This is a genomic window from Candidatus Methylacidiphilales bacterium (assembly GCA_025056655.1).
Taxonomy (GTDB): domain Bacteria; phylum Verrucomicrobiota; class Verrucomicrobiia; order Methylacidiphilales; family JANWVL01; genus JANWVL01.
Map to the genome: position 1 here is coordinate 33,882 of JANWVL010000164.1, position 15,629 is coordinate 49,510.

Below are 15,629 nucleotides of genomic sequence, written 5' to 3' on the forward strand. Positions count from 1 at the left end.
ATGTCCTTTCAAGTCACCTACTCCGGCTCAATTCATCTCCCCGATCACCAATACTGGCTCGATCCGCGCCACCCGGTGCCGTTAGCTTTTATTTCTCATGCTCATTTTGACCATTTCTCAGCGCATCAACATGCCCACGCCTCTCAACCCACTGCTCATCTTATCAGTTGTCGCACCGATTTATCGACGACGATCGATGCCTGGCCTTGGGCTACACCGCAAACCATCAACACCGGCTTGCAAGCCACTCTATACCCGGCAGGTCACGTCTTAGGCTCAGCAATGATTGAGCTAAACGACGGCCATCAATCCCTTCTCTATACCGGAGATTTCAAGCTGCGCGACTCACTCACAGCAGAAAAAGCGGCTCCCCCTCGAGCTGATATTTTGATCATGGAGACGACCTATGGACTGCCGCACTACGTCATGCCTCCTACAGAAAAGACAGTCCGACAGATCCTAGATTTTTGTCGTGCTACTTTGGAGGATGATGAAACGCCTGTTCTTCTCGCCTATTCACTTGGAAAAACCCAGGAACTACTAGCCCGTCTTACGCCTCATCTCGATGTCCCTTTTTACTTACATCCGCAAGCATACAAAATCGCTCAAGCCTATGAACAGCTCGGCTATGCACTTGGATCCTATGCCGAGATTCCACACAGCTACAAAAAACGCGGCGAAGCGGTGATCCTCGCTCCACCGCAGATGAATGGGACCGCATGGATGAAGAACATCCCCGCGCGGCGCGTCGCCTTAATTAGCGGCTGGGCACTCGATCCCGGCGCAATCTACCGCTACCGCTGCGACGCGGCTTTTCCGTTGTCCGACCATGCAGACTACAACGAGCTTCTCGAATTAGTCCGCATGGTGAAACCGCGCCGCGTTTACACCGTGCATGGCTTTGCAGTCGAATTTGCAGAGACCCTACGTCAACTCGGCATCGAAGCATGGGCGCTCGGTCAGGAAAACCAGCTCGATTTCTTTGAACAATACCAGTCCAAGCGGCGTCCCAACTTCAAATCATTATCCCTCCCTTCACGAAAAAAAATAATCGCACGGGAGCCAGATCCCGAGACGTTTTTGGCCTTTGCTCAAGCCGCAGAAGAGATCGCTGAGCTATCCAGCAAAAAATCTAAGGTGCGAGTCTTAGCTCAATATTTAGCCAAATTATCTTCCACAACTCTGCCTCTGGCAGCTCTGTATTTCTCGGGCCGCGTCTATCCCACGGCATCTTCGCGCACGTTGAACTTTTCTTGGTCGCTAATGAAGCGTGCTGTGCTTGAAGTCGCCGAATGCACAGAGAGCGATTTCAAAGAGATCTACCGCAGCGCTGGAGATAGCGCTACGACGACTGAATGTCTGCTTGAAGGCAAAACGAAATCTGAGCCTTGGCCGCTTACACAAGTCGCCCAGTGGTTTGAGCTGATCAGCAACACATCTGGTTCCCTACAGAAAGTCCATATCGCGGCCAACACCCTTCGCTGTATCACCCCGCTTGAGGCTAAATACCTCTCCAAGCTCGTCACTGGAGATTTGCGCCTTGGCTTAAAGGAGGGACTTGTCGAGGAAGGCATAGCTGCGGCTTTTTCTCAACCGCTACGCTTGGTGCGGGAGGCGCTGCTTCTATGCGGCGACATCGGCCGTGTGGCGTTGGCTGCCCAAAACAATTCTTTGCCGGAAGTCACTTTGCAAGTTTTCAATCCGATCCCATTTATGCTTGCGACGCCTCTTCCGACAGCAGCATCGATCATCCAGCATATGGGGCAGGAATTGTGGGCTGAATACAAATATGACGGCATTCGTTGCCAAATCCACAAGCAAGGCGCTCGTGTCGAGCTCTATTCGCGCGAGCTTCGCTGCATCACAGACACCTTCCCAGAGATAGCCATTGATGCGGCTTCTCTGCCATTTGATTTCATCGCTGATGGCGAAGTTTTGGGGTGGCAACAGGGTCGTCCGCTTCCGTTTACTCAGCTTCAACGGCGACTGGGGCGACAGGAGCACGACTTATTTCTCGGCAGCGAAATTCCTGTAGCCTTGATCCTTTACGACTGTCTCTACTGGGAGGGTGAGTCTCTCCTTCATCGAGAGTTGAGAGAACGCAAAGCTTTCTTATCTCGGCTTGCTGAAAATCCGCGTCCCACCATTCTTGTCGCTCAAGAGAAGATCCTCCGTGGCGAGGCCGCACTAGAAGCCTTCTTTCAACAAGCGCGTCTGGAGGGACACGAAGGCTTGATGATTAAAAATCCTCGCAGCCTATACACGATAGGGCAACGCGGTCAGTTTTGGATCAAATACAAGCAACCGTTTAATACTCTCGACGTTGTCGTGGTGGCCGTGCAATACGGTCACGGGAAACGCCGGGGCATGCTTTCGGATTATACGTTTGCGGTGCGCGATGACGACGGGCAGTTGCACGTCATCGGCAAGGCCTATTCAGGCCTGACCAACCGTGAAATCGAGGCGTTAACTCAGCACTTTCTCGCGACGACGATTCGGGAAGAGGAGGGGCGGTTGATTGTGAAGCCGACGGTGGTCCTGGAAGTTGCTTTTAACGCCATCACACCGAGTTCACGTTATCCTTGTGGCCTGGCCTTGCGTTTTCCGCGTATCGTGACGATTCGACACGACAAGACGCCGGAGGAAATTGATACGCTTAGTTTTTGTCGCAGCCTTGCCTATAAGGCTAGCGGATCGGAATCGTGACCCCTATAGAAATTCCGCCGCGCACTCGCCGGTGGGGGTAAGAGAATGGGCAAGTGTAATGGGGGGAAAGAGGGTAAGGATACGCGTAGATCGTTTTGCAGGTTGGCCAGTGGTAGATCGGCTCAAAGCAAAATAAGGGCGGTGGAGCAATGACTCGATCTACGATTATCGTTGTCGAATGACTGGGCGTTGTCGAGTGACTTAGGCGTGATAGTCGGGATGCAAAGGTGGCCGGTGGTGCAGGGCGCCAAGGGGCTTCCGAGAGTTGCGATTTTTTCTCAACTGCAGGGACGGCTGCAGGTTCTTCGGTTGGAGCAGGAGTGGCTTTGGGGAGGGCTTGTGCTTGGGCGGCTGCTAGTTGGGCTTCTGTTTCGCGGAGCTTTTTCTCGAGAGCGAGTTGCTCGGCGCGGGCTTTTTCTTCGGCGAGGCGTTGGGCTTCGGTTTCTTTTTCTTGAAGTGATGCATGGTGGCGTTGGGCTTCGGCGAGGAGGGTATCTAGGCGTTTGAGTTCTGCTCGTTGTTGGGAGATTTCTTCTTGGAGAGATGTATAGCTGTCAGGGTAGGGCTGAGGGGTTTTCTTTTGTGAACTTTGTGTGGGGGCGTAGAGAGTGTCAACTTTTGATATGAGTTTCTCAGCTTCTTGGAGTGCGGTTTCGGTGCGGTTGTAGAGTTGCTGGAGGAAGGCTAGGTCTATGGATCGGCTTTGTGTGGCGGCGAGGTAGGTGGCATGGCGAGTGATGAGCTCGTCGGAGAAGGCGCGGGCGCGATCGGTGTGGCTGCGGGCTTGGGCCAGAAGGGTTTCTGTCTCGATGCGGCGTTGGGCTTCTTCCCAGATTCGTTGTCGTTCTTGGCGTTCGTGGTGGGTGTAGAGGCCGAGGCCAAGTATTGCTGTTGTGATGAGGGTGAGGAGGGTATAGAAGAGGGGTCGATTGAGCGCGAGGTGGATGGTGGTGTGGGTGGCTGGGTGATTGGTTGAGTGATTGGAGGGAGGGGGCTCGGAGTTAGAAGGCTGGCTGTTCACGAATTAAAAATGTCGCATACAAACATTGTTTGTCAAGCAATTGGATTTTGTAAATCGTTGATAAAAAGAAGGAAAAGGGAGGAAAGAAGAGGGGAAGGAAAGAGAAAGAAGGGGGTGGGATCAAACTTTCATCAGCTCTGTTTCTTTGGATGCGACCATTTGATCGATTTTTTCGATGTAGGTGTCGGTGAGTTTTTGGATTTCTTTTTCGGCGAGTTTGACGTCGTCTTGGGTGAGGGTGCCGGCTTTTTGTGCGGCTTTGACTTGTTCGAGGGCGTGGCGGCGGGTGTTGCGGATGGCGACGCGGCCGTCTTCGGCGATGCGTTTGATGGTTTTGACTAATTCTTGGCGGCGCTCTTGTGAGAGGGGCGGGATGGGGAGGCGGATGAGTTTTCCGTCGATTACGGGTGTGATGCCGATTTTGGATTCTTCGATGGCTTTGCGGATGGGGTCGACGTTGCTGGCGTCCCAGGGTTGGATGAGGATGAGGCGTGGATCGGGGGTGGTGATGGCGGCTAGCTCTTTGAGCTTCATGTGGGTGCCGTAGGCGTCGACGGGGATGTTGTTGACGAGGTCGGCGGAGGCTTTTCCGCTGCGGACTGAGGCGAATTCGTCGTGGGTGACGGCGACTGTTTTTTCCATGTGCTCTTCGGCGTGGAGGAGGATTTCGTCGAGGGACATAGGCGGGCAAGATTTTTACAGCCCGTTTCCTAGCGGCGCGGGGACGTAGCGACAAGGCAAAAGCGCGGGGTGGGGACTAGCGGCCTTGCTCGAGGCGTGTGGCGAGAAATTCGGGGAGTCCGGCTTTGCGGATTTTGCGTTGTGCGAGGGCGATGTCGTAGGGGACGCGGCGGAATTCGACGGTGTTTTGCTCGGGGCGGTAGATGACGTAGCAGGCGCGTGGGTCTTTATCGCGAGGTTGGCCGACGGAGCCTACGTTGACGAGCCATTGGCCTGAGGAGGTGAGGACGTGCTTGGGGTCGCGGTAGATGGTGAGATGGGAGGTGCGCAGTTCGCAGACCATTGGGATGTGGGTGTGGCCGTGGAAGCAGCCGACGAGTTTTTGTTCTTTGAAATGTGCCATGGTTTCGGCCATGGTGTCGACGTAGTTCCATTTTTCTGGCTCGTGGAGGGAGGCATGGACGAGGATGAAGTCGTTCATTTGTCCGACGAGGGGGAGCTTGGCGAGGAATTGACGTTGTTCGCGGGAGAGTTGGCCGCGGGAGTATTCGAGGGCGAGGCGGACGGTTTCGCGGTGGTTGTCGAGGCGGTGATCGCCGGCGACTTCGGCGTCGTGATTGCCGAGGATCATGGGGCATTCGAGGTTGCCGATGAGATCGAGGCATTCGACGGGATTGGCGCCGTAGCCGACGACATCTCCGAGGAAGAGGTGCATATCGACCCCTTGTGATTCCATGTCCTTGAGGACAGCTTGGAGCGCCTCTAAATTGGCATGGACGTCGCTGAAGATGGCTATTTTATTCATAGAGACTATGGGGTCGATATTGTAGGCGGGAAAGGATAGATAAGAATTTGCTGCATGAATAGTAAATAAACGGGGGTGGGCCTTGCTGCGCGCGAGGCAGCTCGAGGGATGAAAGTAGGAGAGATAGGCGTCACTTGTGGATGATGGTGATCAGGCCGGCAATCATTAAGAAAGCGCCGAGGAGGGTTCTGAGAGTAATCGGTTCTTTCAAAATCAGAAAAGCCATGAGAATGGCGACGACCATGCTGCCTTTGTCGATGAGGGCGATGATCGAGACTTCGCCGTCTTTGAGCGCTTTGTAGTAAAAAATCCAAGAGAGAGAGGTGGTGAGCCCTGAGAGACCGAGCCAGAGGAAATGGTGGGCGGTGAGGGCAGCGAGTTGGCTTGCGGGCACGGAGAACGCTGTAAAGCCCATGATGAGGAGAAAGACAAAACTTGTGCGCACGGCGAGGCCGAGCTCGCCGGAGATGTCTTTTAGGCCGATTTTGGCGATCACAGAGGTGAAGCCTGCGAAGGTCATTGAGATTAAGGCGTAGAGTATCCATGTTTTCATAGCGAAAAAGCAGATTGAGTGTAGCTGTAGGGAGAGGGGAGCGGAAGGGATTTGGGAGATTTGTTTCCTTGATAAGCTGGCGTGTGTGCGGTATGGGAAGAGCGGATGATACGGTCGTTTGTGATGAGCGAGGGGAAGGTGGTGGGGCAAGATTTGGATGTGGATGCGTTGCGAATTGTGAGGGCTGATAAGGGTTTGCACATCTGGGTGGATTTGTTTCAGCCCTCAGAGAGCGAGGTGCGTGAGATTTTGGAGTTGCTTTTTGGGTTTCACCCGCTGGCGATAGAGGATTGTGTGGCGCCCAATCATTTGCCTAAGGTAGAGGACTACGAGGATTACTTGTTTTTGGTGATTCACGCGGTGGATTTTTCGAGGAAAGATAAGTTTACGACGACTGAACTTGATTTGTTTTTAGGCAAGGAATTTTTAGTGACGCACCATACTGCGCCGATGCGCTCGATCGCTTCTGCGATGGAAAGGCTACAGAAAAATGCAGGTCAAGCCGCGCGAGGTGTGGATCGGTTGATGCATTCGATATTGGATAGCGTTGTGGAACACTACAATCCAGTATTGGCCGAGATCACGGCAGAGATTAACGAGCTAGAGGAACAAATTTTTAGTGAGTCCAAAAAACCTGATGTGCGTCTTCTCCAAGAATTTCGAAAAGTCAAAGCGGAGACTAACGAGCTACGTCAGATTCTGCGTCCTCAGCAAGAGGTCATTGCGAGGCTGGCAGCAGGGGAGTTTAAGCTGATTCGGCCAGTTGTTTTGCCGTATTTTCGAGATATTCGGGATATGTTAGCCCGAATCGATATGGTGGCAGGGAATTTGCAAGATCAACTTTATTTGGCGATGGATGTTTATTTGAATCGCGTGCAGGCTCACACAAATGAGATCATCAAAGTCTTGGCCGTGTTGACGGCTGTGACGACGCCCGTGATGGTGATTGGCACGTGGTATGGGATGAATTTCGAGGGGATGCTGGAGCTTAAGCCAGCGATTAGTTACTGGATTATAATTGCCTTGACGATAATTTCGACGGTGGTGTTAATGTGGTGGATGAAGAAAAAGGATTACATTTAGTATGGGTTGGGCAAATAAGATTTATTACCTTGCCGTCATTATAGTCTGGGTGGCTGTAAATTTAAGCTGGGCAGAGCAACTCAACCTCGACGTCGAGGTGGAACGCAAACGCAAATCCGATCAAGATCAGTCTGACACTGCAGATTTTGACGACCGCCAGCAGTATATCCGTCTAGGTTTCAAGATAAAAAACAATGAGTTCGATGACCATAAAGGCATCAAAGCAAAAGTCTGGATCATTGGCGAAGCCTACGACAGTAATATTGTGGAGGAGAAAAACACTTTTGTCGTCCTTTCTAAGCATGAGTTTGACCTCGATCTGAAGGGCGGCGAGGAGACAGCTTTTGCTACAGACGGATACACCGTAAAATACGACTCTACACTAAGCGCACGCTACGGCGCGACGTATTATTGTTATGCACTTGAGCTTGTTAACGCCCAAAACCAGGTTGTCTTCCGTAAGACGGATAAGCCGAGTTTTATACAAGAGGAGGATTTCGAAAAACTTGACTCGCTGGGGATTCGTAAGGCTTTTGATAAAAAGTTGCGCCCACTGAAGGGCGTTAAGATTCTTTTTCCTGAGTAATGCTCGGCAGGCTCTCCTGCTATGCTCGTCCTTGGAGTTGAGACATCGTGTGATGAGACAGGGCTAGCTCTTGTAGAGGGGAACGAGGGGGAGATTAAAGTCATCGGATCGATTCTCAGCTCTCAGGTAGCGAAGCACCGCGCTTATGGAGGGGTCGTGCCAGAGCTGGCGGTGCGTGCTCATCTTGATGTCTTGCCTTCGATGACAGCACAGTTCATGGTGGAGAATCATGTATCTTGGGATGATCTCGATGCTGTTGCGGTTACGCGCGGTCCTGGACTGGTTGCCTCTTTACTTGTAGGATTGAATTTCGCACGAGGGCTTGCTCTTGCTACAGGTCTTCCTCTTTTCGGGATCAACCACCTTGAAGGGCATCTCTACTCGGCTTTTCTGGCAGAGGGGCAGTGGCCTGTATTTCCGTTCATCGGACTGATCGTGAGTGGGGGGCATACTCTCATCGTTTTAGCGGAAAAAGAAGACAGGCTTGTTCGACTTGGCGGGACACTGGATGATGCAGCTGGGGAGTGCCTCGACAAAATCGCGCGTTTACTTGGCCTGCCCTACCCTGGTGGGCCGGAGATTGAGCGCCGTGCCGTTGGGGGGGATGCTTTTCGTTTTTATTTTCCTCGTAGTTTTGAAAAGGCTGATACGTTTGATTTTAGTTTTAGCGGATTGAAGACGGCCGTGCGTTACTTCTTGGAAAAACAAAATCCCGATATCTTGCGCGATGCTCAATTTATTGCGGATGTTTGCGCTTCTGTGCAGGAGGCTGTGATGGAGATCTTGGCTAAAAAAGCTGTCCTGGCTGCACAACGTCATGACGTTCGACGGATTGCTGTGGGGGGTGGCGTAGCCTGCAATGGCCGATTGCAAGCTCTCCTCAGCCAGCTTTGTCAAGAGGAAGGAATAGTCTTGCATGTTACTCCCCCGGCGTTGTGCACGGATAATGCGATCATGATAGCTGGCGTTGGGTTGATGAAAATTCGCTATCAGGTTGCGCCGGATTTGTTTTGTGAAGCCGAGCCTGGGTGGAGCTTGCAGTGATTTATCAGAGTTGATTAGGGAATGGGAATTTGTTTAGGGTGTTGCATGTAGTTTTTGACAAACCCAGGTGACTCCCTAAGGTAGCGGAAGCATAATCCTACATCGCACTTTTATTTTATGGTTCCTTTATCTCAAGCTTGGACGGTAGCAACATACGTTATTAAGCAGAAACTTCGTGGGAATAGGTATTATCCGCTGGTTTTGATGCTGGAGCCACTTTTTCGATGCAATCTAGCATGTGCGGGGTGCGGCAAAATCCAATATCCTGAGCATATTTTGAATAGACGCCTTACTCCTGAGCAGTGTTGGGCTGCGGCGGAGGAATGTGGGGCTCCAATGGTCTCGATTCCAGGGGGTGAGCCTCTGATCCATCCTGAGATTGATCAGATTGTTAAGGGATTGGTTGAGCGCAAAAAATACGTTTATCTTTGCACTAATGCGCTTCTGCTTAAACGCAAACTGGATCTTTTCACACCGAGCCCTTATCTCACCTTTTCTGTGCACATGGATGGCCTGAAGGAGGAACATGACGAGGCCGTGTGCCGCGACGGCGTTTATGAAACGGCTGTGGAGGCCATTAAGGAGGCGGTGAAGCGTGGGTTTCGTGTGACGACAAACACGACGCTTTTTGAGGGAGCAAAGCCTGAGCGCGTTCGCGCTTTCTTTGATGAAATGATGCGGCTTGGGGTGGAGGGGATGATGCTTTCGCCCGGTTATTCCTATGAGAAGGCACCGGATCAAGAGCATTTCTTACCTCGAGAGAAGACAAAGAAGCTTTTTGCCGATATTTTGCGCAATAGGAAAAAGACGTGGCGCTATAATCTTTCGCCTCTGTTTCTTGAATTCTTACAAGGGAAACTCGATTTTGACTGCACGCCGTGGGGTTCGCCTTGTTACAATATATTTGGCTGGCAACGGCCGTGTTATCTTCTTCAGGACGGTTACTGTAAAACTTTCAAAGAATTGATCGAGACTACTGATTGGTCGCAATACGGCCACAAAAGCAAGAATCCTAAATGCTCCAACTGCATGGTGCATTGTGGTTTTGAACCTTCAGCCGTAGATTACACGTTTAGCTCGCTTAAGGGGTTTGTGCGGACGGTGAAGGCGACGCTCGCTCACAATTAAATGTGGATAGCCGCGCCTTTGGCTGCTAGTGCGGCTTCGGCGACCATTTCGCTGAGTGTGGGATGGGGGTGGATGGTGGTGTGGATTTCATCGAGTGTGGCTTCGAGCTGTATGGCGAGGGAAAGCTCAGCGATTAATTCGGTCGCTTCTGCACCGATAATGTGGGCGCCGAGGATTTCTCCGTGGGGCTCGCCGGCAATGAGTTTCACGAAGCCTTCGGGTTCACCGGAGGCGACGGCACGGCCTGAGGCGCGGTAGGGGAACTTTGCTACTTTGAATCGCAGGCCTTTTTCTTTGGCTTGTTTTTCGGTGAGGCCGATGGAAGCGATTTGCGGTTGACAGTAGGTGCAGGCGGGGGTGGTGGTGATTTTGTGCGGTTTTTTGCCTGGGATGAAGAGGCCTTCGACGGCTTCGATGGCTTCATGGGAGGCGACGTGAGCGAGCCAAGGTGGGCCGATGATGTCGCCTGCGGCATAAATAGTGGGGATAGAGGTCTGATAGCGGTCGTTGGTTTTGATGTAGCCTTTGGCGTCGAGTTCGATGCGGACAGAGGGAGCGAGGAGGCCGTCGAGATTGGGGATCACACCGATTGCAAGGAGCAGTTTTTCGGCGGAGAGGTTTTGAGGAGTGGGGGCGGAGAGTGTGACATTGACTCCTTGATCAGTGGGCTGGATGTTTTCTGTTTTGGCTTGGGTGATGACAGTGATGCCTTGCTTGGTGAATTCTTTTTCGAGGAGTGCGGCGACTTCGTGGTCTTCTTGTGGGACGAGTTGTGGCATTGCCTCGATGAGGGTGACTTTTGTGCCGAGGGCATTGTAGAAGTAGGCAAACTCGACACCGATGGCTCCTGCGCCAATGATGATGAGGGATCGAGGGAGGGCGGAGGGCAGCATGGCTTCTTTGCTGGTCCAGACGTTTGGGGCGTCTGCTGGGAGGCCAGGGAAGGGTCGCGGTTTGCAACCTGTGGCGATCAAGATGTAGCGGGTCTGGAGAATCGTCGGCGCTCCGCCTTGCTGGGGGGTGATGGTGACTTGTGTGGGGCTGGTGATTTGGGCGTGGCCGGCGATGTGGTGGACTTTTTTGGATTGGAAGAGGTATTCGATGCCTTTGGCCATGGTGTCGGCGACGGAGCGGCTGCGCTGGATGATGGATGGAAGGTCGATTTGTACGGTGCCGTTGATTTTGATGCCGAAGTCTTCGGCGTGGCGGATGTGGTCGAGGAGGTCGGCTGTTTTGAGAAGGGCTTTGGTGGGGATACAGCCCCAGTTGAGGCAAGTGCCGCCGGGTCGTTCTTTTTCGATGCAGGCGACGGTTTTGCCGAGTTGGGCAGCGCGGATGGCAGCGACGTAGCCGGCGGGGCCGCCGCCGATGACGACGAGATCGAAGGTGGATGGTTGGCTCATGGGGGGGTGCTTTGAGTGGAGAGGTTAGGAAGTTTGTGGGTCGTGGGAATAATATTTTTTTCCGATTTCGATGCGGGGTCGGCCGTTGGCGAGTCGCCAGCGGTTGGTGTCGCGGAGGGAGTAGATGCAGCCGCAGTATTCTTGTTGGTAGAAGCGCTCGGTTTTGGCGAGCTCGATCATGCGTTGGGAGCCGCCTTGTTTGCGCCAGTTGTAGGTCCAGTAGGTGATACCGGGGTAACGGGCAGCCGCACGGAGGCCGGATTGGTTAATCTGATCGATGTCTTTCCAGCGTGAGATGCCGAGGCAGGAGGTGATGATGGGGAAACCGTTTTCGTAGGCATAGAGGGCGGTGCGCTCGAAGCGCATGTCGAAGCAGACGGTGCAGCGGGCGCCGCGCTCGGGTTCCCATTCGAGGCCGCGGGTGCGGGCGAACCAGTTGTCGGTGTCGTAGTCGGCATCGACGAAGGGGATGTTGTGTTTTTGGGCGAAGCGGATGTTTTCTTGTTTTCGGATTTCGTATTCTTGGCGTGGGTGGATGTTGGGGTTGTAGAAGAAAATGGTGAAGGGGATGTGTGAGAGGCGGAGGGTTTCTATGACGTCGCCTGAGCAGGGGGCGCAGCAGGAGTGGAGTAGGAGTGGGCCTTGGGAGCCGTTTGGAAGGGTGAGGGTGGGACGGGGTGGGAGTGGTGGGGTGGGCATGGGGTTTAGTGTCGAGAGCTTCGTGTGAATTCGGGATAGGGGTCTTCGCCTAGGTCGGCCTGGTCGAGTCCTTGGTGCTCGGATTCGACTGGGACGCGTAGGGTGAGTGTGGATTTTAGGATGAGCCAGAGGATGGTGGCGGCCGTAAGACCGAAGATGAGGATGAGGAGGAGGCCTTTGAATTGTTGGAGGAGTTGGAGGGATGGGGGTAGGCCTGTGTCGGCGGCGATTGTTTTTCGGGCGATGTCGGATTGGAAGAAGAGGCCGGTGAGGAGGAGGCTGAGGAGGGAGTTGGAGCCGTGTGTGGAGAGGGTGTAGGTGGGGTCGTCTATTTTGAGGCGTTGCCAAAACCAGATGCTGAGAATGGTGATGAGGCCGGAGATGAGACCGACGAAGAAGGCGGCATGAGGGGCGACGTAGGTGAGGGGGGCACTGATGGTGATAGCTCCGCCGAGGGCGCCGAGGAGGGTGTAGCGGAGACTGGGTTTTCCAATCCAGAAGGAGCTGAGGAGGGAGGCGGATAAGGTGGCTGCGCTGATGCTGAGGGCGGAGTTGAGTCCAGCTAGGGCGATGATTTCTGGGGCTAGGATGTGGGTGGCTTTGCCGAGCCCGATCGCGGTGAGGCCGATGATGGTGAGGGCAATGCCGAGGGAGAAAAGGGGGAGGTTGTGTTGAGGGATGAGATATGGGCTCCGATCAGTGTAGTGACCGATGCGGGCGCCAACTATGATGAGGGCTGGTAGCGCGCAGACTGTGGGAAGTAGGTGGAGTAGGGAGGCTCCTGCGGCGTCGCGGAAGTTGCCCCAAAAGCTGGTGAATCCAGCTTCGGGGGGGTCGAGCATGAGGAGTCCTCCTCCCCAGACCCAGTGTCCTACGGTGGGGTAGATCAGGGTTGCGTAGAGGAAGGCGAAGAGGCCTGCTGCGGGGTAGCGGAGGCGTTCTGAGAGGGGCGCAAAGATGATTTGTGCTGAGAATGCTGCTAGGAGGGCGTGGAAGAGGAATTTGAGGAAAAGTGGAGCGGGGATGGTGGCTGCGGCATCGTAGACGCCGTCGTAGGGTGTGGGGTTGTGGGGATTGGCGGGGGCGTAGTTGGCGTTGCCGCCTCGCTCGATGAGGAGGGCGGGGGAGTTGTCTGTGCCGAGGAGAAACCAGAGGCCGCTTGTGCCAGTCCATGGTGTGCCATCGCTGAACATGACTCCCCAGCCGAGGGTCCAATAGCCGAGGATGGCGGCGGCGATGACGATGGATTGTTCGAAGAAGGGGTGGATGGCGTTTTTGAGTCGCATGAGGCCGCTGCGGATGAGGATGAGGCCGAGGGAGGCAAGGGCGACACCGAGTGAGGAGAGGATGAGCCATGAGGTGTTGGCACTGACGATGAGGGTGGAGAGGGTGGTGTCTGGGGCTGAGGTTTCGGCAGCATTTAGTGGGGTGATGGGGAGTGTAAATGTGAGGCTGAGGTATAGGAGCGAGGTTATGCTGCGGTGAGACATGGGGGATAGAATGGGTGGAGGAGTGGCTTTTTGCAACGATTTTTCGGGTGGGGGAAGGATGGTGGGAGGGTGGTGGGGATGATGATGGAGGTGGGGGAATTACAATGTCAATACGGGATATGGGATGTGGGTTTGTGGGGAGGTTTTTTTATTTTGAGTTGAGTGGTTTGGTGAAAAGTGAATTTTTGGTAGTAAAAATTGTGAATTTTGGGTTTTGGGGATTGAGTTTTGTGGCTTTTAGGTGGCTTTAGGGGGGATGTTTTGGAAAAATCTTGTGTGGTTTGGTGGTGTCTAAAATAAAAGGTTGAATTTTTTTCTGGATGTGTTATTACTGGAGTATGAATTGGGTCTTGGTCCAGCCTTTTCTTTTGGGATTGGTTGGGGTGGGATTGTTTTTAGGGGTGGAGTTGCGAGGAGAGGAGGATCTTGATCCGCTGGCTGTGCCAAGGGGTGGGGTGGTGATTGGCGGGGAGGCGGAGTTAAAGACTTTTGAAGGTCGGCATTTGATTCGAGCTGGGACGGAGCGTGTGGCTATTCGTTATGATGGGGGGTTTAATATTGGTGTGAAGGGGACTGTGGATGTGGAAGGCTTGCCTGGTGGCGCGGCGTTGATTCAGGATGCGAACGATAGGATGGAGGTGTCGCGGTTGTATGGTCAGCTTAATGCGAATGTGGATGTGATGGTGTTGAATCCGAATGGGGTTGTGATTGGGAGGGATTTTAAGGCTGATACACGGAGTTTGATGGTAGGGGCGTTGCAGGGAGTGGCTGATGAATTCATGAAACAGGATCGTATTGTGTTGAGTGGGGTGAGTGATGGGGCTAAGGTGGTAAATCATGGGGCGGTGTTGGGGAAGGATGTTGTCCTGCTGGCTCCACGGGTGGAGGATGTTGTTTCGGAGGCTGTGCGAGCGGAAGGGGAGCGGTTTGTGGTTCAGTTGAATCCTGAAAATGGTGGAGGTGCGGCTATTCGGATACGGTTACCGGATTCGTCGGGTGGGGTGTTGAAGACGAATCCTGATCAGATTTATGCGCGGGCTATGAATACGGAGAGTCTGGGTGAGGAGCGGGTGCGGGTTCTTCGTAATGGACAAGTTGTGGTGCGGAATGTGCCTGGTGGGAGAGCTTCTTCATCACGGGGGTCGAACCCGCCTTTGATAACGGTAAATCAAGTTTCACAGGTGCCCAGGGGCCTTGTGGATATAGGGGGAGAAAAGCTGCCTGCTTTGGATGTGACGGACATTCGCAGGGCTGAGCCAGTCGTGGTGGGGGGGGCTGTTGTTTCGAACCCGAGGCCAGCCGTGATGGGGAGAACTTTACCAGGACGGGTGGAGGAGATAGTGCTTGAAGCAAGTAGGGTGCTACCTCAGGAGGTAACTTTTAAGGAATTTCCAAGGCTTGATCGGCAGCAGGAGGGTAGGCGGTTTGAGAGACGCAGGGCTAAGATTAGGATAAAGGACAGCGAGATGGATTCGAATGATGATCGTGGCTATGTGAATGTAGTTCCGCTGCCTCCGAGTGTCGTCTTGGTGGAGTCTGTGAGGGAGCCGAATGCTCCTAAGATTCAGATTACTAATACGGAGATTGCTTTGGATAGGGAAGCGGAAGATACGGGGGAAGTCGTGGTGTTGCCGAGTGTGAGAGGGGCTGGGCGTTAGGCTTTGGGCTGGCCTGGGGTGGGGGCGCGTGGTTTTGTCAACTGGGGATCTCGAGCTTAGGAGCAAAATGGGGATTGCATGGGGATAGGGATTGGGGTGCGTGGTGGATCTTGTTTAGGTAATTCTCGATGTGATTGAGGAGTTGGGCTGTGGAACAACCTAGGTAGGGGTCAGGGTATGGGGATATGTTTTTTTTGGACAGGGTGAGGAGGTTGGCCGCAGGTATGAGGCGATTTTTTGAGAGATGGACAAAGGCGCCGGCAAATTGGATTAGGCCTTGGTAAAATTTGGCTTGGGGGGTGGCACGAGATTGTAGCCAGAGTTCTTCTAGAACATCGTGTGCTTCGTAGAAGAGGCTTTGGTTGAAACAGGCGAAGTAACCGAGGTAGTGCGGAGGCCATACAGGATGGTGGGAGTAGGGGGCGATTAGTTGGGCAATGCGGGAAGATTTATGTGTGAGAGCCATGGGCATAGGACGGGTGGTTAGTGAGAAGGGATTTTGATGCCTTTTTTCTCGAGGAAGGGGATGAGTTGTTGGATGTCGAAATCAGCCAGGACAGTGTCATCAATCCATAGGAGTGTAGGGGCTTTCGTTTGGCCTGAAATGTCGATCATGCGCTGGAAAGCGATCGGATCGTGACGAACCTCTATGCGGCGGTAAGGAATTTTGTGATGGCGAAGAAATCCTTCTGCCTGTATGCACCATGGACAGCCCTCTTTGACGAAGAGAATTGGAAGTGAGTCGGACATAAATTTTGGGTTGCTATTAGGT

At 53.5% G+C, this 15,629-nt stretch carries 15 protein-coding genes; 6 read left to right on the plus strand and 9 right to left on the minus strand.

Annotated features, from left to right (window positions below):
- Nucleotides 1-2,706 (plus strand): ATP-dependent DNA ligase, encoded by a 2,706-nt coding sequence (locus tag NZM04_10660; protein ID MCS7064476.1) that lies wholly within the window; start codon nt 1-3, stop codon nt 2,704-2,706.
- Here the strand turns inward: NZM04_10660 and NZM04_10665 are convergent.
- The 4 genes from NZM04_10665 to NZM04_10680 all read right to left on the minus strand — a co-directional run bounded on the left by NZM04_10665 (nt 2,687) and on the right by NZM04_10680 (nt 5,766).
- Nucleotides 2,687-3,727, minus strand: coding sequence for an ATG16 family protein (locus NZM04_10665; protein ID MCS7064477.1), 1,041 nt, complete (start codon nt 3,725-3,727; stop codon nt 2,687-2,689). The two genes, NZM04_10660 and NZM04_10665, sit on opposite strands and share 20 nt — an antisense overlap.
- A 120-nt stretch (nt 3,728-3,847) precedes the next feature.
- On the minus strand, nt 3,848-4,408 hold the full coding sequence (gene frr / locus NZM04_10670; GenBank protein MCS7064478.1) for a ribosome recycling factor: 561 nt from the start codon (nt 4,406-4,408) through the stop codon (nt 3,848-3,850).
- 76 nt (nt 4,409-4,484) lie between these two features.
- Nucleotides 4,485-5,213, minus strand: a complete 729-nt coding sequence (locus NZM04_10675; protein ID MCS7064479.1) for a metallophosphatase family protein — start codon at nt 5,211-5,213, stop codon at nt 4,485-4,487.
- Between the two features lie 130 nt (nt 5,214-5,343).
- Nucleotides 5,344-5,766, minus strand: a complete 423-nt coding sequence (locus NZM04_10680; GenBank protein MCS7064480.1) for an EamA family transporter — start codon at nt 5,764-5,766, stop codon at nt 5,344-5,346.
- Between the two features lie 81 nt (nt 5,767-5,847).
- Here NZM04_10680 and NZM04_10685 point away from each other — a divergent pair, with 81 nt between their 5' ends.
- The 4 genes from NZM04_10685 (at nt 5,848) to hpnH (ending at nt 9,607) form a co-directional block, all read left to right on the plus strand.
- A complete protein-coding gene (locus tag NZM04_10685; protein ID MCS7064481.1) occupies nt 5,848-6,849 on the plus strand; it encodes a magnesium transporter CorA family protein in 1,002 nt (333 codons plus the stop codon).
- A gap of 1 nt (nt 6,850) precedes the next feature.
- Entirely contained in the window at nt 6,851-7,435 is a 585-nt protein-coding gene (locus NZM04_10690) for a hypothetical protein (GenBank protein ID MCS7064482.1), read from the plus strand.
- 21 nt (nt 7,436-7,456) lie between these two features.
- Nucleotides 7,457-8,479 (plus strand): tRNA (adenosine(37)-N6)-threonylcarbamoyltransferase complex transferase subunit TsaD, encoded by a 1,023-nt coding sequence (tsaD, locus tag NZM04_10695; GenBank protein MCS7064483.1) that lies wholly within the window; start codon nt 7,457-7,459, stop codon nt 8,477-8,479.
- Nucleotides 8,480-8,596: 117 nt separating this feature from the next.
- On the plus strand, nt 8,597-9,607 hold the full coding sequence (gene hpnH / locus NZM04_10700) for an adenosyl-hopene transferase HpnH (GenBank protein MCS7064484.1): 1,011 nt from the start codon (nt 8,597-8,599) through the stop codon (nt 9,605-9,607).
- Here the strand turns inward: hpnH and lpdA are convergent.
- From lpdA to NZM04_10715, 3 genes are read right to left on the minus strand one after another with little or no spacing between them, the layout of a single operon-like run.
- Complete coding sequence (lpdA, locus tag NZM04_10705) at nt 9,604-11,010, minus strand: dihydrolipoyl dehydrogenase (protein ID MCS7064485.1); 1,407 nt, start codon at nt 11,008-11,010, stop codon at nt 9,604-9,606. The two genes, hpnH and lpdA, sit on opposite strands and share 4 nt — an antisense overlap.
- A 24-nt stretch (nt 11,011-11,034) precedes the next feature.
- Entirely contained in the window at nt 11,035-11,709 is a 675-nt protein-coding gene (locus NZM04_10710; protein ID MCS7064486.1) for an epoxyqueuosine reductase QueH, read from the minus strand.
- A 5-nt stretch (nt 11,710-11,714) separates the two neighbouring features.
- Entirely contained in the window at nt 11,715-13,199 is a 1,485-nt protein-coding gene (locus NZM04_10715; protein MCS7064487.1) for a hypothetical protein, read from the minus strand.
- Between the two features lie 338 nt (nt 13,200-13,537).
- Here NZM04_10715 and NZM04_10720 point away from each other — a divergent pair, with 338 nt between their 5' ends.
- A complete protein-coding gene (locus tag NZM04_10720; GenBank protein MCS7064488.1) occupies nt 13,538-14,857 on the plus strand; it encodes a hypothetical protein in 1,320 nt (439 codons plus the stop codon).
- A gap of 37 nt (nt 14,858-14,894) precedes the next feature.
- Here NZM04_10720 and NZM04_10725 read toward each other — a convergent pair whose 3' ends face one another.
- Nucleotides 14,895-15,323 carry a DUF309 domain-containing protein gene (locus NZM04_10725; protein ID MCS7064489.1) on the minus strand — a complete coding sequence of 143 codons (429 nt, stop codon included), beginning with the start codon at nt 15,321-15,323 and terminating at the stop codon, nt 14,895-14,897.
- Nucleotides 15,324-15,340: 17 nt separating this feature from the next.
- A complete protein-coding gene (locus tag NZM04_10730) occupies nt 15,341-15,607 on the minus strand; it encodes a glutaredoxin family protein (protein MCS7064490.1) in 267 nt (88 codons plus the stop codon).
- Between the last annotated feature and the right edge of the window lie 22 nt (nt 15,608-15,629).